Below are 22,788 nucleotides of genomic sequence, written 5' to 3'. Positions count from 1 at the left end.
CGCTCAGGCGTTTTGCAGCGCGTCGATGATACCGGCGAAATCTTGCGCCTTGAGGCTGGCTCCGCCGACCAAAGCCCCGTCCACATTGGACACGGCAAAGATTTCAGCGGCATTACCCGGCTTGACCGACCCGCCATACAGCAGCCGGACCGAGCGGCCTACGCCCTCGCCAAATCGCCGTTCCAGACGGGCGCGGATAAAGTCGTGAACCTCACCAATTTCGTCCAAGGTCGGCACCTTGCCGGTGCCGATGGCCCAGATGGGTTCATATGCGACGATCAGGTTCTCGCCGGTGGATAGATCAGGAATCGAGCCCGACATCTGTCCACCGATGATATCCAGCGTATTGGCCGCCTCGCGCTGTTCAAGGCTTTCGCCAACGCAGATAATTGCCTTTAGACCTGCGTCTATGGCAGCGCGAGCCTTGGCGCGGACGTCTTCGTTTTGCTCATCATGATCTTCGCGCCGTTCGGAATGACCCAGGATAACGGCCGTGGCCCCCGCATCCACCAACATCTCGGCGCTGATATCACCTGTATGCGCGCCAGACCCGTTGGCGTGGCAATCCTGCCCTCCAACTTCGATATCGGTGGAATGCACCGTTTCGGCAGCCCTATGGAGCAATGTGGCAGGCGGACAAATCAGAACTTCAACCGACGGGGCGGGGTACGTATTTGCGAGCGACGTCAACTCCCCCAAAGCAGATGACGTTCCGTTCATTTTCCAATTACCTGCCGCCAGCTTGCGCCGCATCTTACGTACTCCCACATGATCTGTTGTTTGACCCTCGGATAACACCCGGGGCAGGGCGTGACAATTCTGGTTGCAGACCAGCGGCGAAATCGACAGAAATTCCGCAAAAGAATGAGGCAGATATGATCGACACTCTGGATCTGGAAAAACTGGATACCCGCAACAAGGTCGAGTTAGCCCGGCTGCAGCGCGCTGTCAGGGATGTCGGCTTTCTGTGTGTGTCCAACACGGGTTTGGACAATACCCGCGTCGAGAGGGTGCTGTCGGAATACCGCGCGTTCTTTCATCTGCCGGAAGCTGAGAAAAGGCGCGTTGACATGGCTAGGACCGGCGCAAACCGGGGCTGGGGTGCATCCAGATCCGAGCAGGTTGACCCCAGCGCAAACCCTGATTTCAAAGAGGTGTTTGATTGCGGCTATGAACTGGCGGCTGGCGATCCCTATGCAAACCGGGGGTTGAGCGTCTATGCCCCGAACCTGTGGCCCCAATCGCCGTCAGGGTTTCGGGACACGATCCAAGATTACTATGACGATGCCTGTGCTGTTGCGCTGCGTATCCTGCGCGCTATTGCTGCCGCTTTGGGCCGGGACGCGCACAGCTTTGATACGGCTTTTGAGACACCCATGGCTTTGCTGAGGGGCAATTTCTACCCACAACGCCCCGCGTGGGCTGGCGCGCAGGATTTCGGTATCGGCGCACATACGGACTATGGCTGTCTGACCCTATTGGCCACAGATGGTACGCCGGGTCTTGAGGCGCAGGTGCCGGATGGTAACTGGGCCGAGGTGCGTGCTGATCCAGGCACCTTTATTATCAATTTCGGGGAAATGTTGGAGTTCTGGACCGAAGGGCAGGTTAAAGCGACGATGCACAGGGTTGTCGGAGGCGCGGAAGAGCGGCTTTCAATTCCGCTGTTTTTCAACCCGTCCTACGACACCAATGTCGCGCCACCGGACTCAGATCAAATTATATCCGCCGGAGAACACCTCACCCGTCGGTTCAATGAAACATACATCCACCTAAAGACGGCGTCTTAACGCTGTGTTGACAGGGTTTCGTCGAACTTAATGGATTCACCGCAACCGCAGGCATCGACAACGTTGGGGTTGCGGAACTTGAAACCGGATTCCAACAGCGACACTTCATAGTCAATCTCGGTTCCGAATAGGAACATCTGCGCCATCGGCGCGATCATGACCCGCGCACCGTCCTGTTCAACGACCTCATCATTGACATCGGCTTCGTCGACATAGTCCATCGTGTATTCCATGCCGGCACAACCGCCTTTCTTTACGCCAATACGCAAACCGGCATGTCCGCCAGTATCCATCAGGCGGGCAATCTGCGCAGCAGCTTTAGGCGTCATCGTCACGGCGTTTTTGCCGGGAATGCCGAACATGTTGATCTCCGTTTTCACAGGTTGGTTTCAATTTAATGCTGACTCGACGCAGTCTCAAGTCATAGCAGCCCTGCTTACCTAACTTTTCGAGTCAAGTTTGCGAAATGGGCCTGTATTCATTTGCTTTTGGCAACATGATGGTTTTAGCCTGAACCGTGTTTGAGCAGAGAATTCAGAGGGCACAATCTTATGAACAGTCGATTTAAGAAGACGCAGCGCGGATTGTTTGTTTTATCCGCGACCGCAGCAATTCTAGCCGTTTCGGGCATGTCGATGGCGGATGAGGCAGCTCGTCACCCTGTAAACTGCGCAACCGCCGAAGGTGATCTTCGCGCAATTGCCGCAGAAAAGAAACATGCGCAGGATCAGCAAGTTGAGAGCGCGATTGCGATCACCCCCGCAGGCGCGTTGCTGGGGCTGGTCACCGGAACCGAAAAGAAAAGACTTACAATGTTGTCAGGCGATTACGTCAAACAGTTGGACCAGCGCGCCGACGAGATAAAGACCACTTGCAACATTCAGTGATCGGCGGGATATCGGCCTGGTTGCCCTATTCAACTTAGGCCATTGTAATCACGGGGTTTACATGAAGCCCAGTTCAAGCCGCGCCTCGTCGGACATCATTTCCATGCCCCAGGGCGGCTCCCACGTCAGTTCGACGTCAACCTCTTTGACGCCAGCGACAGGCTCAATAGCCTCAACGATCCAGCCGGGCATTTCACCGGCAACAGGGCAACCCGGAGCCGTCAGTGTCATGATGACCTTGACTGCGTTATCGCTGGTAATGTCGATCGTATAGATCAGGCCCAGATCGTAAATATTTACAGGGATCTCAGGGTCATAGACCGTCCGGCAAGCTTCGACCACTGCGTCATACAGGGGGTGCTCGATGGTTGAAGGCGCGATCAGCGGGGTTCCTTCAAACTGTTCACTCGGATGAGTCATTTTTGCCTCGGGTCTGTTTCCTGAGAATTTATATAGGGAAAGCCACTGGCAGCGTCCAGTGGGGGTGTGGCGCCAAAAAGGGCGCCAGCGCTATTTTTCGTTGATGTCGTGGTTGAAGGTTTTCACCTGTCCATGGGGCAATGAATACATGCGCCGCAACACAAGCCAGGAAACCAATGACAACACCGCAAAGATCAGCAGCAAAATCGACAGCGACGGGGCGAAGCCGGGAATTACCAGCAAGATACCCGTAATTGCGGCACCGATCGCAAAGCCAAGAAAGATGAACCCGGGCAAGACGATCTCTAGGATGCCGAGGGCTAAAGCCCCGGCAAGCCAGATCCACCATGTCAGCCAGAACGGGTCGGCCATCACTTTGCTCCTTTCAGCATTTTGAACGCATCGCCGAATGCTTCAAGTGCGTTGGCGGGCACAACAATCGTTTGCGAACCGGTTCCGTTCCCCAGCGCATTCAGGGCTTCAACTTGTTTCAACGCGACCTGGTACTGGGCGGCTTCGATGCCATTGTCCTGAATGGCCTTGGCAACAACGCCGGTGGCATAAGCTTCGGCCTCGGCCTGAATACGGCGCGCCTTAGCAGTCTGTTCGGCCGCGTAAAGTTCTGCGTCCGCCTGAAGCTCGACCGAGCGTTTCTGACCTTCGGCCTCGGTAACCTGCGCACGGCGCGCACGTTCTGCGTTCAATTGCTGCAACATCGCGTCGCGGGTTGCCTGATCCAGGTTCACATCCAGAATCTCGGCCCGGGTCACTTCGATTCCCCAATCATCCACCGCGGTTTCAACGCTTTCCTGAATGCGGGTGATCAGTTGGGCCCGGTTTGATTGCACCTCGTCCAGATCCATTTTACCGATCTCGGCTCGCACGATCCCCGCCACGGTGGTGGCAATCGCACCGTCTACGTCGCGGATACGGTAAACCGTCTTTTCCGGTTCCAGAATGCGATAGAACACCGAGGTGTCGATTTGCACCAGCACGTTGTCCTTGGTGATCGCGTCTTGCGTTGCATTGGGAAGTTGGCGTTCCAGAATGGATATCTTGTGGCGCGCAACATCCAGAAACGGAACGATAAAATTGATACCGGGGCCAAGGACCGAATGCAGTCGGCCAAACCGTTCAACCACGTATTTTTCGGATTGAGGTACGATTTTAATGCCTTTGAAAATAACGACGACAACCAGAACCGCCGCAAGCAAGTAGATTATATTTGATGAAAGCAGTCCAAAAATTTGGTCTTCGGTCATATCTGTCCTCTATTATTGTGTACGATGGTATACACTTGGGGATTGAATCGCACAATTTCAACTCAGGTATGAAGGGAATGCGCATAATTGCATATCTTTGACCTTAACGCCGTGTACCGGATTTTTGGGAATGTGGCTGCTTTGCATCCTGAAAAGGTTGGGTACGGTTGAGGTAAATGTACGAAGGCGACCCCACGGTTGGCGTTTATTCTCCGGGTTTTGTGCGATCCATAAAAACCGGGCTTTGCGCATCGACTTGCCGACGGGTTGCAATACAGCCTCAGATCAGGCAAATGCTGCCCGGTTCAGCGACCCAAAGAGCGATCCAATGACCGAGCGGTTTTCTTTCGAGCTAAAGGCCACCGATGGCAAGGCCAGAACGGGCGTCATAAACACGCCGCGTGGCGACGTACGTACACCCGCTTTTATGCCTGTTGGCACTGCGGCCACCGTAAAGGCGATGATGCCGGAAAGCGTGCGTGCGACCGGTGCGGATATATTGCTGGGCAACACCTATCACCTGATGCTTCGCCCAACTGCCGAGCGTATTGATCGGCTGGGTGGCCTGCACAAGTTCATGAACTGGGAACGTCCCATTCTGACGGATTCGGGTGGGTTTCAGGTCATGTCGCTGGCGGGCCTCCGTAAGCTGACTGAAAAGGGCGTGACCTTCAAATCTCATATCGACGGGTCAAAACATGAACTGACGCCAGAAAGGTCGATGGAAATCCAGCGTCTGCTGGGGTCTGACATCGTCATGTGTTTCGATGAATGTCCGGCGCTGCCTGCTGACCGTGATCGGATAGCCGATTCCATGCGCCTGTCGATGCGTTGGGCCGAGCGGTCGCGCGAGGCTTTTGGTGACCGTCCCGGTCATGCATTGTTCGGTATCCAGCAAGGGGGGCTGGAACAGGACTTTCGCGAGGAATCGGCCGACGCGTTGAAAGAAATCGGGTTCGAAGGTTACGCGGTCGGCGGATTGGCCGTTGGGGAAGGCCAAGAGGCCATGTTCGACGTGCTGGATTTCGCCCCCGATATGCTGCCGGCAGATAAGCCTCGGTATCTTATGGGTGTCGGAAAGCCCGACGATATCATTGGGGCCGTTGCACGCGGAATTGATATGATGGACTGCGTCCTTCCATCTCGGTCCGGGCGCACGGGGCAGGTGTTCACGCGCTATGGCGTTGTAAACATTAAGAATGCGCGCCACGCCGATGATCCACGCCCATTGGACGAGAATTGCGCGTGCCCGGCCTGTTCCAACTATTCCCGCGCATATCTGCACCACGTGTTCCGGTCGAATGAGATGATTTCGGGAATGCTTTTGACCTGGCATAACCTGCATTATTTTCAGGAAATCATGCAGGGAATGCGTGACGCTATCGCGGCGGGAAACTTTCAGGCGTGGCATTCCGAATTCCACGCGCAGCGCGCGCAAGGCGATATTGAGCCGATTTAATAACGCGGAACCGCCTTCATGAGGTAAAATCCGTGGATATATTGGCGCGACGCCTTGCAGTCCGAAAAACCACGCGTCATTCTGATTGAGACAAATGACGGTGAGGTTGAAAACGGGCGGTGAAGCCCCACCTTAATCGTCCAAACAGGAGACGGTCGGGCGTTGCCTCGATGAGGGACCGGTGCCGTCTTGCCAATGATAAGGATTGAGCATGCAAGAGCCTCTGAATTCCTCGTACCCAGTACTTCCGCTGCGCGACATTGTGGTATTCCCACACATGATCGTGCCGCTGTTCGTGGGTCGGGAAAAATCCGTCCGCGCGCTGGAAGAAGTGATGCAGGACGACAAGCAGATTCTGCTGTCCAGCCAGATTGACCCAAGCGATGATGATCCTTCGGAAGACGGCATCTATCGCTCAGGTGTTTTGGCGAATGTTCTGCAGCTGCTGAAACTGCCTGACGGTACTGTAAAAGTGCTGGTTGAAGGGCAGGCGCGTGTTCAGATCAACGAATTCCTGACGAATGACGAATTCTTTGAAGCCCGCGCGGAATACCTGACCGAAATTCCCGGTGACGTGACCACAACCGAAGCGTTGTTGCGCACCGTTGCCGATGAATTCGAGCGTTACGCGAAGGTACGCAAGAACATCCCAGAAGAAGCCCTTACTGCGGTAGGTGAAACTGCCGAACCGGCGAAGCTTGCTGATCTTGTGTCGGGTCATTTGGGCATCGAGGTTGAACAGAAGCAGGAGTTGCTGGAAACCCTCAGTGTCAGTGAACGGCTTGAGAAGGTCTATGGTCTGATGCAGGGCGAGATGTCGGTTCTGCAGGTCGAGAAAAAGATCAAGACCCGCGTGAAATCTCAGATGGAGAAGACCCAGCGCGAGTACTACCTGAATGAGCAGATGAAGGCCATTCAGAAGGAGCTGGGCGATGGTGAGGACGGCAGCAACGAAGTTGCTGAACTGGAAGCCAAAATCGCCGAGACCAAGCTGTCGAAAGAGGCGCGCGAAAAGGCCGAAGGCGAGCTGAAGAAGCTCAAGAACATGTCGCCCATGTCGGCTGAGGCCACAGTCGTGCGGAATTATCTGGACTGGATCTCGTCTCTGCCGTGGGGCACCAAATCCCGCGTCAAAAAGGACTTGGGCCGTGCGCAGGATATTCTGGATGCCGATCACTATGGCCTTGAGAAGGTCAAGGAACGGATCGTCGAATATCTAGCGGTTCAGCAGCGGTCGAAAAAGCTGAAAGGCCCGATCCTGTGTCTTGTTGGCCCCCCGGGTGTGGGTAAAACCTCGCTTGGTAAGTCGGTTGCCAAAGCCACGGGGCGCGAGTTCATTCGCATCTCGCTGGGTGGTGTGCGCGACGAATCCGAGATTCGAGGTCACCGCCGGACCTATATCGGCTCGATGCCCGGTAAGATCATTCAGGCGCTGAAGAAGGCAAAAACCACGAACCCGCTGATCTTGCTCGATGAAATCGACAAGATGGGGCAGGATTTCCGTGGCGACCCGGCTTCGGCGATGCTGGAAGTGTTGGACCCGGAACAGAACAGCACGTTCATGGACCACTACCTTGAGGTCGAATATGACCTATCCAACGTGATGTTCCTAACCACCTCGAACAGCTACAATATGCCTGGGCCTCTGTTGGACCGGATGGAGATCATTCCGCTGGCTGGCTATACGGAGGAAGAGAAGTCCGAGATCGCCAAGCAGCACCTGATCAGCAAGCAGGTCAAGAACCACGGTCTAAAGGCCAAGGAATTTGAACTGACCGATGAGGCGTTGCAGTCGATCATCCGCACCTATACTCGCGAGGCGGGCGTGCGGAACCTTGAACGTGAAATTGCCAAGGTTGCTCGGAAATCGCTGACCAAGATCATCAAGAAAGAGGCGGAATCGGTTACCGTGACGCCCGAAAATCTGGATGACTTTCTCGGCGTGCCCAAGTTCCGTTATGGTCTGGCCGAACAGGACGATCAGGTTGGTGTTGTAACCGGTCTGGCCTGGACGTCGGTTGGTGGCGATCTGCTGCACATCGAGGCGCTGAAACTGCCGGGCAAAGGTCGCATGAAGACCACGGGTAAGTTGGGCGATGTGATGAAAGAGTCGATCGACGCCGCTTCGTCTTATGTTCGTTCAATTTCGCCTCAGATCGGGGTCAAGCCGCCGAAATTTGACACGCTTGATATCCACGTTCACGTGCCGGACGGCGCGACGCCCAAGGATGGGCCCTCTGCCGGACTGGCAATGGTGACGTCGATCGTCTCGGTGCTAACCGGTATTCCGGTGCGCAAAGACATCGCCATGACGGGCGAAGTGTCGCTGCGCGGTAACGCAATGCCGATTGGGGGGCTGAAAGAAAAGCTGCTGGCGGCCCTGCGCGGTGGTATCAAGACGGTCCTGATCCCGGAAGAGAATGAAAAAGATCTGGCGGATATTCCGGACAATGTAAAAGAGGGGCTGGAAATCATTCCCGTAACCCACGTGTCCGAAGTTCTGAAACAAGCGCTGGTGCGCGAACCTGAGCCGATCGAATGGGACGAAGCCGCAGAAGAAGCAGCAGCGGCGGCGGCAAAGTCGAAGGATAGTTCAGGGGCGTCTGCAACGACGCACTAAGCTTTGATTTTATGGACTGGGCGGGGTTTCGACCTCGCCCTTCTTTTTATGCCCGGACGACAAGTCCAAAGGTCTGTTCGCGATGTTAAAAAGGGTAGGTGGTGGGTGATAAGAGATTTGAACTCCTGACATCTTCGATGTGAACGAAGCGCTCTACCACTGAGCTAATCACCCGTAAGGCGGCGTCTTACAGCGAGTCATTGACGTCTGCAAGAGGGGCCAATTGAGATTTGGTGTGTCGTTTGATATCCCCTGGAAGGAAAAGCCCCGAAGGTAATCTCCGGGGCTTTGGTCTTTACAGGCCAGGCAGGCCGGGAAGCTTGTCGAAAACTTCACGGCGTCCGAATGTGGTTCCGCGTTCGTTGCCGAAATTCATCCGGACCCCGACACCGATATAAGCTTCGTTCGTGTTACCCGAAACGACAGGCGAGGAGATATGCGCAACTCCGAGAATCCCGTAGACCTCGGCGTTGTCGCTGGCTGCGTAATTCGCGCCAAGTGCAAACAGATCAAAATCCAACACTCCGACAACGTCATTCACCAGATCATAGCTGGCGGTGAATTCCCATTTGTCGTTCAGGTCTGCCGTAACCGATACACCGAACATATTGCCGTCAACGTCCGAAAAATCGCTCAACTGTTGACGTGCGATATAGCCTTCAACCTCAGCTGGTCCTGCGTCGAAGCCAGTTTCCAGACCGTAGAATTCCACATCAAGAGAATCGATGCTTTCCTGCCCATAAAACGCACCGAATGAGGCGTTCTTGCTGGTGTGCCAGTTTGCGTGCAGCGTCCAGTTTGTCGCGTTTTCACCCAAATCCTGAAAGCGGTAACCGCCCAGGTCCAACTGCGCGCTGAATGCACGATTGAATGCCAGCTCGCCAGATCCGTTCAGGTTAAATACATCACCCAGATCGCTGTCTGTGAAAGTTCTGTAACCTAGATCCAGATAGCCACCGGTCACTTCGACTGCGTTGGCATGGCTTGCGGCAATTGTTACCGATAGTGCGCTGATAATGAATAATTTTTTCATTATTCTGCTCCGTCTTTTTCTTGTTTTGGGTAGCGTCTGATTGAGACTCTTCCGGTGAGCGCTGCTCTAGTCACCTAGGTCTGGAATGTGTACTGAGTCGATATGAAATCGTGTCGATGTTGCAGGCCAGACACACCTATAAGGAGATTTTCGGTTAAGGACTTCGTGTCGTCGTGAAATAACAATGTGTACTGCGAAGACGGGCAGGCGCGCCGACCTGTGGGCCAAGAAATTTTTGGAATTCGGAAAAATCTTCAAAACGCCGCTTGACGATGTCCGAGCCTAGCCATAATACACCCCAACGTTCAGCAACGAACGGGCAGCGGGCGGTTGTAGCTCAGTTGGTTAGAGTACCGGCCTGTCACGCCGGGGGTCGCGGGTTCGAGCCCCGTCAACCGCGCCATCGCTGCCAACCTTGGTCCAGGGTAAAGGCCATGAAAATAAGTGCGCGGTTGTAGCTCAGTTGGTTAGAGTACCGGCCTGTCACGCCGGGGGTCGCGGGTTCGAGCCCCGTCAACCGCGCCACTTTTCCTCAAAACCTGCCTTTTTTCCGAGCGAAATTCGTCGAGTATCGGCAGTACGTCAGTATGTGTCAGCAGGGATGGGCGATATTCCGACAGTTCACAGTTTGTTCTAATTTTTCTGTTGGAGACTCAGTGCGGCTCGCCTATTTCTAGGACACTTGTGTGTTGGGGGCCGAATATGGCTGAGCTGAAGAATATCGAGGTGCGCGGCGCGCGTGAACATAACCTCAAAAGTATTGATGTAGATATCCCTCGGGATCAGCTTGTGGTGATCACCGGGCTATCCGGTTCGGGCAAGTCATCCTTGGCGTTCGACACCATCTACGCCGAAGGCCAGCGGCGCTATGTGGAAAGCCTTTCTGCCTATGCCCGTCAGTTTTTAGACATGATGGAAAAGCCGGATGTGGATCACATCAGCGGTCTTTCCCCAGCGATTTCCATCGAGCAGAAGACGACCTCCAAGAATCCGCGTTCGACAGTGGGAACGGTGACCGAAATTTACGACTACATGCGCCTTCTGTTCGCGCGTGCTGGAACGCCGTACAGCCCCGCAACGGGCTTACCAATCGAAGCGCAGCAGGTTCAGGATATGGTCGACCGTATCATGTCCATGGAGGAGGGCACACGCGGATACCTTCTTGCTCCGATCGTACGAGACCGGAAAGGCGAATATAAGAAAGAGTTCCTTGAACTTCGTAAACAGGGCTTTCAGCGCGTCAAAGTGGACGGAGAGTTCTACGAACTGGATGAGCCACCGACTTTGGATAAGAAGTTTCGGCATGACATTGACGTGGTTGTTGACCGCCTTGTCGTGCGGGAAGGAATGGAAACGCGGCTTGCAGACAGCTTGCGCACCGCGCTGGATTTGGCAGACGGGATTGCGATCTTGGAAACTGCTCCACGTGAGGGCGACCCCGAGCGCATCACCTTTAGCGAAAACTTTGCCTGCCCAGTCAGTGGGTTCACCATCCCCGAGATCGAACCCCGTCTGTTTTCCTTCAACGCGCCTTTCGGTGCATGTCCGGATTGCGACGGGCTGGGTGTTGAACTGTTCTTTGACGAACGCCTTGTGGTGCCCGATCAAACGCTCAAGCTGTATGACGGGGCGCTTGCCCCATGGCGCAAAGGGAAATCCCCGTACTTTCTGCAGACGATCGAAGCCATCGCGCGGCATTATGAGTTCGACAAGAATACCCAGTGGAAAGACTTGCCCAAGAACGTCCAGCAGGTGTTTTTGCGGGGCTCGGGCGATGAGGAAATCCAGTTCCGCTATGATGAGGGCGGGCGCGTCTATCAGGTGACACGCAGCTTTGAAGGTGTGATCCCGAACATGGAGCGCCGCTATCGTGAAACCGACAGCGCATGGATCCGTGAAGAATTCGAGAGGTATCAGAACAACCGGCCGTGCGGGACCTGCGAAGGCTATCGTCTGCGGCCCGAAGCTCTGGCGGTTAAGATCGCGGGTCTGCATGTAGGGCAGGTGGTTCAGATGTCGATCCGTGAGGCCCTGGCGTGGGTCGAGGATGCGCCAAATCACCTGAGCGTTCAGAAGAATGAGATCGCGCGGGCCATTCTAAAGGAAATTCGCGAACGCCTTGGGTTTCTGAATAACGTGGGATTGGAATACCTTACGCTGTCGCGCTCAAGTGGAACGCTTTCGGGTGGGGAAAGTCAGCGCATTCGCTTGGCCAGCCAGATCGGGTCGGGTCTGACTGGGGTGCTTTATGTCTTGGATGAACCCTCAATTGGCTTGCATCAACGCGACAATGATCGGCTGCTCGGAACTTTGAAAAACCTTCGGGATCAAGGCAACACCGTAATTGTGGTCGAGCATGATGAAGAAGCCATACGTGAGGCTGATTATGTATTCGACATCGGCCCCGGCGCCGGTGTGCACGGTGGACAGGTCGTGAGCCAGGGTACGCCGTCTGAAATTGCGGCAGATGCGGCCTCGATGACGGGGCAGTATCTGGCCGGAACGCGGGAAATCTCGGTTCCCGCAAAGCGCCGCAAGGGCAACAAGAAGAAAGTCACCGTTGTCAAAGCGACGGGAAACAATCTCAAGAATGTCACGGCGGAATTCCCGTTAGGCAAGTTCGTTTGTGTGACCGGGGTCTCTGGCGGCGGTAAATCCACTCTGACAATTGAGACATTGTTCAAAACGGCCTCGATGCGCCTGAACGGGGCGCGGCAAACACCAGCGCCCTGTGAGACGATCAAAGGGTTGGAGCATCTGGACAAGGTTATCGACATCGACCAGCGGCCTATTGGCCGAACTCCGCGTTCGAATCCAGCGACTTATACTGGGGCGTTCACACCGATACGGGATTGGTTTGCCGGTCTGCCAGAAGCAAAGGCACGCGGCTATAAACCCGGTCGCTTCAGCTTTAACGTCAAAGGTGGCCGGTGCGAAGCCTGTCAGGGCGATGGCGTCATCAAGATTGAGATGCACTTTCTGCCCGATGTCTATGTCACCTGCGAAACCTGCAAAGGCGCGCGCTACAACCGCGAGACGCTTGAGATCAAATTCAAGGGTAAGTCCATCGCAGATGTCCTTGATATGACAGTAGAAGATGCGCAGGAGTTCTTTAAGGCCGTGCCCTCGATCCGCGACAAGATGGATGCGCTGGCCCGCGTCGGACTGGGTTATATCAAGGTCGGCCAACAGGCAACGACACTATCTGGTGGCGAAGCGCAGCGGGTAAAACTGTCGAAAGAGTTGTCGAAACGCTCAACCGGTCGGACGCTTTATATTCTGGACGAACCGACGACGGGCCTGCACTTCGAAGACGTGCGCAAGCTGCTCGAAGTGCTTCATGAACTGGTCGAGCAGGGTAACACCGTGGTCGTCATCGAACATAATCTGGATGTCGTGAAGACGGCAGATCATATCATTGATATCGGCCCCGAAGGCGGCGACGGGGGCGGTGAAATCGTTGCCACTGGAACGCCTGAAGACGTCTCCGACGTAGCGCGCAGCCATACCGGGCGGTATTTGAAACAGATGCTGGATGGCGCACGCGTCGCGGCAGAGTGATGGTGGTGTTAACCGACGGTCAGTACAGAATGTCCGCCACCGCCCCGATCAGGTTCAGAACCTTTCGCGTTTCCGGATCAACGCGATAAACGTAATCTCCGGCGCGGATATACGATCCGCCACGATTCAGGCCATAGCGGTACGGATCATTAATCCAACGGTAGTCGCGATCAATGTAGTCGCCTGTTCGGTAGTATTTTTTCGCTTGCCCGGGCGGCACACACGGCACGGCTTTCTTCGCAAGCCCCGGAGGGCAATGGCCTGCTTTGCCCTTTGCAAGCACCACCGGGGAATTCGGGACGCGAAATACTTTGTCGTTTGCCCGATTGTTGTCATTGGCCGCGAATACAGCCGTTGAGCTGCACGCGATAGCCGATGTCAGGAAAAGAACCTTAAAATGCCGCAGCATCTGTGTCACCTATGCTCGATTTCTCTGTCACATAGTTGGCCCTTGGCAACTTTCAGGTCAACCCGATGGGCAATAAGCTGCCAAGGGTGATCCGTTATTCCCGCCCCCGCTTTTCTAAGCGTGGTAGCATGGCCGAGAAATCCTTGCCTAAACCATCTTCGGCCTCAACAAAACGTTCGTACAGTGAAGTTGCGGCTTGTCCCATCGGCGTGTCAGCATCCGAACTTTCGGCGGCCTGTTGGCTAAGGCGCAAATCTTTCAACATAAGCTCTGCCGCGAAGCCGGGTTGGTAGTCATTGTCTGCAGGGCTGGCTGGACCTACACCCGGAGCTGGACAATAGGCGTTCATTGTCCAGCTATATCCAGACGAGGTGCTGACCACATCGAACATCTTTTGTCGGTCCAGCCCAAGCTTGTCAGCCAGGGCGAATGCTTCACATGTTGCGATCATGGTGACGCCAAGGATCATGTTGTTGCAGATCTTCGCTGCTTGCCCGGCCCCGGATTCACCGCAATGGACTGCTTTTTGGCCCATGATGTCAAACAATGGCGCGGCTTTTGCAAAGGCTGCATCACTGCCGCCCGCCATGAACGTCAAGGTTCCTGCAGCGGCCCCGCCAATACCGCCCGAGACCGGGGCGTCAACGGCCAAGATTCCGGCCTTGGCAGCCTGTGATGCGACGGCGCGGGCGCTGTCTACGTCGACGGTTGAACAATCAATCCAAACCGACCCTTCGGACATGGATGGAATGATGTCTTCGGCGACGGCACGCAGGATTTGACCGTTGGGCAGCATCGTAATCACGATTTCAGCGCCCGAAGCCGCGTCCGCGCTGGAACTGGCCATCTCGACACCCGGAACGCTTACATTCGCGGTATCGAACCCGGTTACGGCATAACCAGCTTTCGCCAAATTGGCCGCCATCGGATTTCCCATATTCCCAAGACCAATAAATCCGATTTTCATCCGTTACTCCTCTTCGAATGTCAGGGTGTCCGCACCGAGCGGCCGAAGCATATTCGATACCTCCACAGCCGGAACAATTTGATCCTTATGGCGCCAGCGCGGCTTGCGGTCTTTATCGATGATCTGGGCGCGAATACCTTCCAGTAAATCACCGCTCTCCATTGCGCGGAAGGTAAAGCGATATTCATGCTCAAGTGCTTTGCGGATCGACAGGTTTGAACTACGCAAGCGGTGCAGCATTTCAATGGTACAAGCCATCGACAAAGGTGAGCTACGTTTCATCATCTTCAGGGCGTTTGCTGAAAACTCATCCTCTGAATGGTGTAGAGTGTTCAGAATATCGGCCAGGCCTTCACCTCCGAAGCCAGTGTCGATCTCAGCTTGAGCGATGGTCAAGCTACTGTCCGGTGGTGTCTGCGCATGGTTGGCAAGATGTTCAACGTCGCCGGACGCTTCCAAAAGCTGTATGATGTTGGGCCATTGGGACGAAGGGATGAAAGTATCCGCGAACCCCGCATAAATTGCGTCGCCGGGCCCCATGCGGTAGCCGGTCGTTCCCAGATATTCGCCCAGACGACCCGGTGCCAACGCCAACATAAGCGAGCTTCCAACGTCAGGGATCAGACCGATGCCGCATTCAGGCAACGCGATCTGGCTGGATTCGCAAACAATTCTGTGGCTGCCGTGGCATCCAATTCCGACCCCGCCACCCATCGTGAAACCTTGTAGAAAGCTGACAACTGGCTTCGGGTATTCAAAGATCAGCGTGTTAAGCCGGTATTCATCCCGCCAGAACGTTCGTCCATAGTCGAAATCGCCCTTTGTGCCTGTTTCATACAGTTCGGCAATATCGCCACCTGCACAGAATGCCTTTTCCCCCACCGCATCCAAAATGACTAAATCGACGGTGTCATCCTCGCGCCAATTTCGCATCGCTGCGTCAATAGCCATGCACATGTCGTAGCTGAGCGCATTAAGCGCCTGCGGCCGGGTCAACGTAATGCGTCCAGCGCGGCCTTCGGTACGGATTTCGATGTCTGACATTCGGACCTCAGCGTTGGGCCAGCATTTGACGCGAAACGATGACGCGCATGATCTCGTTTGTGCCTTCCAGAATCTGATGAACACGCAGGTCGCGGACAAGCTTTTCGATCCCGTAGTCAGCAAGATAGCCATAACCGCCATGAAGCTGCAGACATTGGTCCACGACTTTTGACCCGGTTTCTGTCACGAATTTCTTCGCCATGGCGCAGAATTTTGTCGCGTCGGGCGCGCCTTGGTCCAGCTTCCACGCGGCCTGACGCAGGAAGGTGCGGGCGGCTTGCAGTTCAATCTCCATATCGGCAAGACGGAACTGTAGGGCCTGAAACTGATCAATAGATTGCCCAAAGGCTTTGCGCTCGGACATATATTGCAAGGTCATGTTCAACCCGGTTTGCGCTGCGCCCAGAGAACACGAGGCAATGTTCAGGCGCCCGCCATCCAGCCCCATCATGGCATATTTGAACCCGTCACCTTCGGCACCGACAAGGTTCCCAGCTGGAATCTTGCAATCGTCAAACTGAACCTGCGCGGTGGGTTGGCTTTTCCATCCCATTTTTTGTTCCAGCGCACCAAAGCTAAGGCCGGGCGTTCCGTCTTCGACATAGACAGTCGAGATGCCTTTTGGTCCGTCCTCGCCCGTGCGAACCATGCAAACATAAGCATCGGAATAGCCACCACCCGAGATGAAAGCTTTGGTTCCGTTCAGAGTGTAGCCTTCGTTCGTACGCGCCGCCCGGGTCTTAAGCGCCGCGGCGTCCGAGCCCGAACCTGGTTCTGTCAGGCAATAGCTGAGTACGGTGTTCAGGCTTAGAACCTCTGGCATGATGCGCGACTTCAACTCATCGCTGGCAAAGCTGTCCAGCATCTTGGCGCACATGTTGTGGATCGACAAAAAGGCCGCGACTGAGGGGCAGGCCATGGACAGTGCTTCGAACACCAGGGTGGCGTCCAATCGGCTGAGGCCCGATCCACCACCGTCTTCTGAAACATATAGCGCTCCGAACCCCAGTTTGCCGATCCGGGGCCACAGGTCCTTGGGGATCGTTCCGTCGGCCTCCCACTGGCGCGCGTAAGGGGCGATGTTTTCCTGGCCAAAATCATAGGCCATATCGAAGATCGCTGTTTGCTCTTCGGTCATTGCGAAGTCCATGGCTTGCCTCCCACGCCGTCGGATGAATTGAACAAGTGTTTATTTCCGAATTCTTACAGAAATTTTTCACGGTCAGCAATTCCCCAGCGGGGTACCGGCGGTTCGGGATTAAGCCGCCGAATTCCTAGTCAGAGATCCGCGTGGTATTCCTCTATCAGGTGTTTGACGACGGCCTTTCCGGGATCTTCGTCCCGGGCTGTGGCTTCTGCATAAACGCGACGCTGGCGGGTGGCCGATGTGCCGTTCTGAGCGATTTGCTGTAGGCGGGCCAGTTCGGTCATGGTCCCCAATGCCTCGGCGTCTTCGGCAAGTAATCCCATCAACTCCCCCATGAGTTCGGGCATCGGTTTGATGGAACGATCGCCAAAATCTATCATCCCCTCACCAACGCCGTAACGCTGCGCACGCCATCGGTTTTCTCCAATGAGAAAACGGTCGTATTGACGCCACCGCAGGTTACGATCCTTTAATCGGCACAGCATACGCGTCAGGGCTTGCACCATCGCGGCCAGGGACAAGGCGTGTTCCAAGCGTGGCTGAACGTCCATTATCCGGGTCTCGAGCGTTGGAAAACGATGGGACGGTCGCAAGTCCCACCAGATTTTCGAGGTGTCTTCGATGACCCCCAGCTCGACCAGTATCCCGGTCGTCCGTTCATAATCCGCCCAGCTTGCCAGCACTGGCGGAAGACCCGTGCGGGGTAGGTTATCGAAAACGGTCAGGCGATAGGACGACAGGCCGGTATCCTCGCCGTTCCAATAGGGCGAGGACGTGGACAGGGCCAAAAGGTGCGGCAGAAAGTATGACAACTGAGGCATCAGGTCGGCCCGCAAAGCCGGGTCCTCGACGCCGACATGGACATGCATCCCACAGATGAGCATACGGCGCGCGACACCGCCCAGCGCGTGATGCAGGGCATCATACCTGTCTTTTCGTGTGTGATGCTGTTTCTTCCAATCCGCAAAAGGATGACAAGATACCGCAATGGGCGCCAGATTGTAGTCTGCGGCACGGCTTGCGACGCAGCTACGCAGCCGCTTTAGGTCTTCTCGGGCTGAACCGATCGTTGTGTGGGGGCGGGTGCCGACCTCAATTTGACATTGCAGGAATTCCGGGCTGACTTGCCCTTCAAAATCCGCCTGACACGCTTCCATAAGGGCTTCGGGTGCTTCGGCAAGTTCAAGACTGTCACGGTCAACCAGCAGATATTCTTCCTCGATGCCCAGTGTGAATTCCTGCTGCATGGCGGCCCTCATGGTTGATTATCGGACCAGTGAATACGGAATTTGGATTTTTGCCAAGTGTTTACCCGCGCGGTGCTTGCGGACTGCCTGTCTCCAAATGTAAGGACAGGATCAAATGAAATCCAAACCCGGAGTCTTCGATTGAAACCCAGGAAATTCCCTCGGCTGAATACGGTGCTTGACCAGTTTGGAGTAAAACTGATCGACAAGGTGACAGAGCGCGAGGAGCGCGCCCGTCTTGAGGCGTTTGAACGGGCAGGGGGGCTGACCCGCCCGGCCTATGCGCTTTCTCCTGGGATGGATAGGTTCGACATCACGCAGTTGGCCGACGAATATCGCCAGCACGCAGCCGCACTGGACGCCTTGAAAGACCCCGCGCGCAATCAAACCGGGTATCGCGTTGGAAACGGGTATTACGACAGCCCCGACGCAGACGCGCTGTATCTCATGATCCGCAGGTTTCAGCCCAAACGGGTGATCGAGGTCGGCTGCGGAAATTCGACACGCGTTACACGTCAGGCGATCATTGACGCAGGGCTGGACACGCAGATAACCGCGATCGACCCGTTTCCGCGTGCAGACATCGCGCATGTGGTGGATCAGTTCGAGCAAAAACGGCTGGAAGATGTCGATCCATCGGTATTCGATCAGCTTGAATCCGGTGACGTATTGTTCATCGACTCCAGCCATGTTGTCCGTATGAGCAACGACGTCGCGCATTTGTTCTGTCGGATCATTCCGAACCTGAAACCCGGCGTCGTCATCCACGTGCACGATGTTTTTCTGCCTTACGAATATCCCAAGCGTTTCTTCTATGATTGTCCGGGTTGGGGCGAGCAGTATATGCTGCACGCCCTGTTGCAATCTGACGCCTTTTCAATGCTTTGGCCGGGATATTACCTGCAACAGGATCGTCTGGATGCGGTGGAAGCCCTGCCTTTCCTAAAGGACGGTCGGGCGCAAAGTATTTGGGTGCAGATAAAAGAAAATTGACCTCATTGTGATCCGGCTTCCGCAAAGGTGCGTACCCCTTTCCATACAACGCTGGAGAGGAGTTAACAGCCATGTTCCGCCGCACATTCATGAGCGCAGCCGCCGCAATCGCACTGACACTGCCAGTAAAGGCTCAGGCCGCTGACATCGTGGACACCGCAGTTTCTGCCGGGTCATTCAATACGCTGGTCGCAGCCGTTCAAGCCGCCGGTCTCGTCGACACGCTGAAAGGGAACGGACCTTACACAGTTTTCGCGCCGACCGACGAAGCGTTTGCCGCTCTGCCCGAAGGCACCGTGGAAACTTTGCTGCTGCCTGAAAACAAGGATCAACTTGTCGAGATTCTGACTTACCATGTTGTTCCCGCCAAGGTGATGTCGGGTGATATTGCCGGGAAGCGCGCCAAGGTTCTGACCGTTCAGGGCGATCGTTTGAGCGTGAATGCCAAGAACGGCGTCAAAGTGAATGGTGCAGAGGTCGTACAAGCCGACATCGAAGCAAGCAACGGCGTCATTCATGTTGTGGACGCAGTGATCCTGCCTGAGTAATCACTCATCAGAAAAAAAGCCCCGGTCCTTGTGACCGGGGCTTTGTTGTCAGATCAGTCGAACTTGGGTTCCGACTTTAACCAGAGGATACAACTCCTCAACATGCTGGTTATACAGACCGATACACCCAGACGAACTTTGGCGTCCGATCTTACGCGTGTCGTGTGTTCCGTGAACCAGATACGCTGGCCAGCCCAAATACATCGCGCGGGTGCCCAATGGATTACCGGGGTCTCCGCCCTCCATTCTAACGGGCAACGAGGGATCGCGTTCGCGCATTGACGCGGTTGGTGTCCAACTTGGGTTTTCTCGCTTGCGTACCACTTCGGTATATCCGCGCTTGGTCAGTTCTTCGCTCATGGGAACGGAACTTGGGTACAGTTTATAGGTTCCATCCGGACCCCAGTAGTGGACCGCGCGGCTGGTAATATCGGCCAGCAGACACCCAACCCCCAACTGGTCAAAGTGATCCTGCCAGTTCTGTTGCGAGAACGAGGATACATTGCGGCGTACAGGCAACTGTGTGCTGATCGCATCTTCTGTTTGCGGGAATGCATCCGTGCTTTGCGCGCGCACCAAAGCAGGTGTTGCCAGCAAGGACGCTGCACCCAACAAAGCTGTGCGGCGGGTCATACGGGGGTTTGACAATGTTGCCTCCGGATCAGGAACTGCTCGAACAAATTTGAGGTAAAATATTGCTGCCGGCACGGATTTGCCAGTGGTGTCAGTTTGAACTTATCGTGAGTTCGCCAAAAACTTGGATTTCGGCAGAGCTTTGCCGAAAAAACCCGGCCAATACAGGCCGGGTTTGGTGTTCATGGGGGACGCTTTTAATCAGTCCATGGCTTTGAAGTTAAACTCGCCACCTTCCTTGATGCCCGAGGGCCAGCGGGCCGTAACGGTCTTGGTGCGGGTATAGAACTTAAAGCTGTCAGGGCCGTGCTGGTTCAGGTCACCGAACATGGACTTCTTCCAGCCGCCAAAGGTGTGATAGGCCAGCGGAACAGGGATCGGTACATTGACGCCGACCATGCCGATATTCACGCGGCTTGAAAAGTCGCGTGCGGTGTCACCATCACGGGTAAAGATCGCGGTGCCGTTGCCGTATTCATGGTCCATCGCCAGCTTCAGCGCTTCCTCATAAGAACCGGCGCGGACGGTGGACAGGACAGGACCGAAGATCTCCTGCTTGTAGATATCCATCTCAGGCGTCACGTGGTCGAACAGGTGAGGACCGACAAAGAAACCGTCCTCATAGCCTTGCAGGCTGAAATCGCGATTATCGACGACCAGTTTTGCGCCCTGTTCCACGCCCGAGTTGATCAGGCCCAAAATGCGTTCTTTCGCGGCGGCTGTAACAACGGGGCCCATGTCCACGTCATCACCTGCAGTATAGGGGCCAACTTTGAGTTTTTCGATGCGCGGGATCAGCTTTTCGATCAACGCGTCGGCTGCTTCTTCCCCAACGGGAACCGCAACCGAAATCGCCATGCAGCGTTCGCCTGCTGCGCCGAAACCCGCACCGACCAGCGCATCGGCGGCCTGATCCATGTCTGCATCCGGCATCACGATCATGTGGTTCTTGGCACCGCCAAAGCACTGAGCACGTTTGCCGTTCGCCGTGGCGCGGGAATAGATGTACTGTGCAATCGGGGTCGAGCCCACGAAAGACACGCCCTGAATAATTTCGCTGTCCAGCAGGGTATCGACGGCCTCTTTATCGCCATTCACGACCTGAAAGACGCCTTTGGGCAGACCTGCCTCGATGAACAGTTCGGCCAGCATCAGCGGAACCGAGGGGTCACGTTCGGACGGTTTCAAAACGACAGCGTTACCACAGGCCAAAGCAGGGCCCACATGCCATAGAGGCATCATCGCCGGGAAGTTGAACGGCATGATCGAGGCCACAACACCCAACGGTTGACGCATCGAATACATGTCGATGCCCGGACCCGCGCTGTCCGTGAACTCACCCTTCAACATCTGAGGCGCGCCGATGCAGTACTCGATCACTTCCAGCCCGCGTTGAAGGTCACCCTTGGCGTCCGGGATGGTTTTGCCGTGTTCACGGCTGAGTGCCTCAGCCAGTTTGTCCATATCGCGGTTCATCAGATGAACCATTGCCATCATAACACGCGCGCGTTTCTGAGGGTTTGTCGCGCCCCAAGCAGGTTGCGCCGCCGCCGCACTTTCGATCGCAGCGGTGGTTTCAGCAGCGCTTGCCATGGGGCATTTGTACTGAACTTCGCCTGTTGCCGGATTGAACACATCGTCGAAGCGACCAGACGTGCCAGCGACATTCTCGCCATTGATAAAGTGGGACAGTTCGGACATTTCCATTTCCTCCGATAGATTTGCGGGCAGAATAGGCTTGCATAAATCGCGTGAACAGAGGCAATCTCCCAAAGGTGCTTTGCAAAAATGCAATGGGATAAAACGTGACGCCAAACTGGGATGATATGCGTGTATTTCTTGCGGTTGCCCGCGAGGAAAGTCTGTCGGCGGCTGGACGTTTGCTCAAAATTGATCCCGCTACGGTCGGGCGCAGGATCGGGCGGCTTGAAATGTCACTGGACACACCGCTTTTTTCAAAGTCCCCGCAGGGATATTTGCTGACCACCGCCGGTGAGCGCCTTCTGGAATACGGGCTGAAGGCGGAAGGGGCCATGCGTGCTGCGTCTGGTGCGTTGGCTGGATCGTCCAAGACGATGAGCGGCCAAATTCGGATCGGGGCACCTGATGGATGCGCCAATTATCTTTTGCCGCAGGTTTGCGCGAAGATCTGCGAAGCCAATCCTGAACTGGATATACAAATCCTGGCCTTACCGCGCGTCATAAACCTGTCACGCCGCGAAGCGGACATGGCGGTGACGGTAAGCGCGCCGACAGCGGGGAAGTTGCTGGTTCAGAAGATCACGGACTATAGGTTACATCTGGTTGCAACGCAGGATTACCTGCACGCTCACCCCACAATCAACTCAGTCGAGGCTTTGAGTGGGCACAGGCTGATCGGTTACATCCCGGACATGATCTTTGATCGCGAACTGGATTATCTGGTCGATATCGGTGTTGACCGTGTCGCGCTTGCATCGAATTCGGTTTCGGTTCAACTGAGGCAAGTCTCGCTGGGCTCAGGTATTTGCATGGCGCATGACTTTACCCTGCCGTTCCATCCATGTTTGCAGAAAATACTGACGGATCAGGTAAGTCTGACCCGAAGTTTTCACCTTGTCCGCCATCAGGGAGACCAACGAAATGAACGATTGAACCGTTTTGCGCAGGCCCTGACGCTTGGTATTCGCGAAGAGGTTGAGCGGCTTGAGGCCGAAGCTTCACCTTGACAGGTTTAGACATTCCGGCAACGCTTTGTAAAACAGGAAGTTATTTCGGAGGTTATCTAT

Annotated in this window: 21 protein-coding genes and 3 tRNA genes; 10 read left to right on the top strand and 14 right to left on the bottom strand. The window is 55.3% G+C overall.

What is annotated here, in order from left to right:
- Positions 1-3: 3 nt before the first annotated feature.
- On the bottom strand, positions 4-753 hold the full coding sequence (tpiA, locus tag GOV88_RS14595; protein WP_171240884.1) for a triose-phosphate isomerase: 750 nt from the start codon (positions 751-753) through the stop codon (positions 4-6).
- A gap of 122 nt (positions 754-875) precedes the next feature.
- Here tpiA and GOV88_RS14590 point away from each other — a divergent pair, with 122 nt between their 5' ends.
- On the top strand, positions 876-1,790 hold the full coding sequence (locus GOV88_RS14590) for an isopenicillin N synthase family oxygenase (RefSeq protein ID WP_171240883.1): 915 nt from the start codon (positions 876-878) through the stop codon (positions 1,788-1,790).
- Here the strand turns inward: GOV88_RS14590 and GOV88_RS14585 are convergent.
- On the bottom strand, positions 1,787-2,152 hold the full coding sequence (locus GOV88_RS14585) for an iron-sulfur cluster assembly accessory protein (RefSeq protein WP_171125231.1): 366 nt from the start codon (positions 2,150-2,152) through the stop codon (positions 1,787-1,789). The genes GOV88_RS14590 and GOV88_RS14585 overlap by 4 nt on opposite strands.
- Before the next feature lie 189 nt (positions 2,153-2,341).
- Here GOV88_RS14585 and GOV88_RS14580 point away from each other — a divergent pair, with 189 nt between their 5' ends.
- Complete coding sequence (locus GOV88_RS14580; protein ID WP_254429111.1) at positions 2,342-2,677, top strand: hypothetical protein; 336 nt, start codon at positions 2,342-2,344, stop codon at positions 2,675-2,677.
- Between the two features lie 57 nt (positions 2,678-2,734).
- Here the strand turns inward: GOV88_RS14580 and GOV88_RS14575 are convergent, their stop codons facing one another.
- The 3 genes from GOV88_RS14575 to GOV88_RS14565 form a co-directional block, all read right to left on the bottom strand.
- Positions 2,735-3,097: an SUF system Fe-S cluster assembly protein gene (locus GOV88_RS14575; protein WP_171121316.1), complete on the bottom strand. Its 363-nt coding sequence runs from the start codon at positions 3,095-3,097 to the stop codon at positions 2,735-2,737.
- Between the two features lie 90 nt (positions 3,098-3,187).
- Positions 3,188-3,469 (bottom strand): NfeD family protein, encoded by a 282-nt coding sequence (locus GOV88_RS14570; protein ID WP_171121317.1) that lies wholly within the window; start codon positions 3,467-3,469, stop codon positions 3,188-3,190.
- On the bottom strand, positions 3,469-4,359 hold the full coding sequence (locus tag GOV88_RS14565) for an SPFH domain-containing protein (protein ID WP_171121318.1): 891 nt from the start codon (positions 4,357-4,359) through the stop codon (positions 3,469-3,471). The genes GOV88_RS14570 and GOV88_RS14565 overlap by 1 nt, the downstream gene beginning before the upstream one ends.
- 328 nt (positions 4,360-4,687) lie before the next feature.
- Here GOV88_RS14565 and tgt point away from each other — a divergent pair, with 328 nt between their 5' ends.
- Positions 4,688-5,818 (top strand): tRNA guanosine(34) transglycosylase Tgt, encoded by a 1,131-nt coding sequence (tgt, locus tag GOV88_RS14560; protein ID WP_171240882.1) that lies wholly within the window; start codon positions 4,688-4,690, stop codon positions 5,816-5,818.
- A 211-nt stretch (positions 5,819-6,029) separates the two neighbouring features.
- Positions 6,030-8,438, top strand: coding sequence for an endopeptidase La (lon, locus tag GOV88_RS14555; RefSeq protein WP_171240881.1), 2,409 nt, complete (start codon positions 6,030-6,032; stop codon positions 8,436-8,438).
- A gap of 99 nt (positions 8,439-8,537) precedes the next feature.
- Here lon and GOV88_RS14550 read toward each other — a convergent pair.
- Together GOV88_RS14550 and GOV88_RS14545 are read right to left on the bottom strand one after the other, a co-directional pair.
- Positions 8,538-8,612: transfer RNA gene (locus tag GOV88_RS14550), tRNA-Val, on the bottom strand.
- Positions 8,613-8,733: 121 nt separating this feature from the next.
- Positions 8,734-9,471 carry a porin gene (locus GOV88_RS14545; protein WP_171240880.1) on the bottom strand — a complete coding sequence of 246 codons (738 nt, stop codon included), beginning with the start codon at positions 9,469-9,471 and terminating at the stop codon, positions 8,734-8,736.
- A gap of 326 nt (positions 9,472-9,797) precedes the next feature.
- Between GOV88_RS14545 and GOV88_RS14540 the strand changes: the two genes are divergently transcribed.
- The 3 genes from GOV88_RS14540 to uvrA all read left to right on the top strand — a co-directional run bounded on the left by GOV88_RS14540 (position 9,798) and on the right by uvrA (position 13,032).
- A tRNA-Asp gene (locus tag GOV88_RS14540) sits at positions 9,798-9,874 on the top strand.
- 45 nt (positions 9,875-9,919) lie between these two features.
- Positions 9,920-9,996: transfer RNA gene (locus GOV88_RS14535), tRNA-Asp, on the top strand.
- Between the two features lie 177 nt (positions 9,997-10,173).
- Complete coding sequence (uvrA, locus tag GOV88_RS14530) at positions 10,174-13,032, top strand: excinuclease ABC subunit UvrA (RefSeq protein WP_171240879.1); 2,859 nt, start codon at positions 10,174-10,176, stop codon at positions 13,030-13,032.
- Positions 13,033-13,051: 19 nt separating this feature from the next.
- Here uvrA and GOV88_RS14525 read toward each other — a convergent pair whose 3' ends face one another.
- The 5 genes from GOV88_RS14525 to GOV88_RS14505 form a co-directional block, all read right to left on the bottom strand.
- Complete coding sequence (locus GOV88_RS14525; RefSeq protein ID WP_254447336.1) at positions 13,052-13,441, bottom strand: hypothetical protein; 390 nt, start codon at positions 13,439-13,441, stop codon at positions 13,052-13,054.
- 94 nt (positions 13,442-13,535) lie between these two features.
- Positions 13,536-14,408, bottom strand: a complete 873-nt coding sequence (gene mmsB / locus GOV88_RS14520) for a 3-hydroxyisobutyrate dehydrogenase (RefSeq protein WP_171240878.1) — start codon at positions 14,406-14,408, stop codon at positions 13,536-13,538.
- Between the two features lie 3 nt (positions 14,409-14,411).
- The gene (locus GOV88_RS14515; protein ID WP_171240877.1) at positions 14,412-15,452 is read right to left on the bottom strand and encodes an enoyl-CoA hydratase/isomerase family protein; all 1,041 of its coding nucleotides are present in this window, start codon (positions 15,450-15,452) and stop codon (positions 14,412-14,414) included.
- 7 nt (positions 15,453-15,459) lie between these two features.
- Entirely contained in the window at positions 15,460-16,602 is a 1,143-nt protein-coding gene (locus GOV88_RS14510; protein WP_171240876.1) for an acyl-CoA dehydrogenase family protein, read from the bottom strand.
- A 128-nt stretch (positions 16,603-16,730) separates the two neighbouring features.
- On the bottom strand, positions 16,731-17,846 hold the full coding sequence (locus GOV88_RS14505) for a carboxylate-amine ligase (protein WP_171211557.1): 1,116 nt from the start codon (positions 17,844-17,846) through the stop codon (positions 16,731-16,733).
- 141 nt (positions 17,847-17,987) lie between these two features.
- Here GOV88_RS14505 and GOV88_RS14500 point away from each other — a divergent pair, with 141 nt between their 5' ends.
- Both GOV88_RS14500 and GOV88_RS14495 read left to right on the top strand, forming a co-directional pair.
- Positions 17,988-18,839, top strand: a complete 852-nt coding sequence (locus GOV88_RS14500; RefSeq protein WP_171240875.1) for a class I SAM-dependent methyltransferase — start codon at positions 17,988-17,990, stop codon at positions 18,837-18,839.
- 71 nt (positions 18,840-18,910) lie between these two features.
- On the top strand, positions 18,911-19,387 hold the full coding sequence (locus tag GOV88_RS14495; RefSeq protein ID WP_171240874.1) for a fasciclin domain-containing protein: 477 nt from the start codon (positions 18,911-18,913) through the stop codon (positions 19,385-19,387).
- 48 nt (positions 19,388-19,435) lie between these two features.
- Here GOV88_RS14495 and GOV88_RS14490 read toward each other — a convergent pair whose 3' ends face one another.
- Together GOV88_RS14490 and GOV88_RS14485 are read right to left on the bottom strand one after the other, a co-directional pair.
- Positions 19,436-20,020, bottom strand: a complete 585-nt coding sequence (locus GOV88_RS14490; RefSeq protein ID WP_171121705.1) for a L,D-transpeptidase — start codon at positions 20,018-20,020, stop codon at positions 19,436-19,438.
- Between the two features lie 201 nt (positions 20,021-20,221).
- Positions 20,222-21,721, bottom strand: a complete 1,500-nt coding sequence (locus tag GOV88_RS14485) for a CoA-acylating methylmalonate-semialdehyde dehydrogenase (RefSeq protein WP_171121329.1) — start codon at positions 21,719-21,721, stop codon at positions 20,222-20,224.
- 104 nt (positions 21,722-21,825) lie between these two features.
- On the opposite strand from GOV88_RS14485, the gene GOV88_RS14480 reads away from it, so the two are divergent.
- Positions 21,826-22,728, top strand: coding sequence for a LysR family transcriptional regulator (locus tag GOV88_RS14480; protein ID WP_171240873.1), 903 nt, complete (start codon positions 21,826-21,828; stop codon positions 22,726-22,728).
- Positions 22,729-22,788: the final 60 nt, after the last annotated feature.

Source organism: Ruegeria sp. HKCCA5491 (genome assembly GCF_013034565.1).
Lineage (GTDB): Bacteria > Pseudomonadota > Alphaproteobacteria > Rhodobacterales > Rhodobacteraceae > Ruegeria.
Note: the sequence above shows the minus strand (reverse complement) of the source record. Positions and strands in the feature narration are given on the sequence as shown.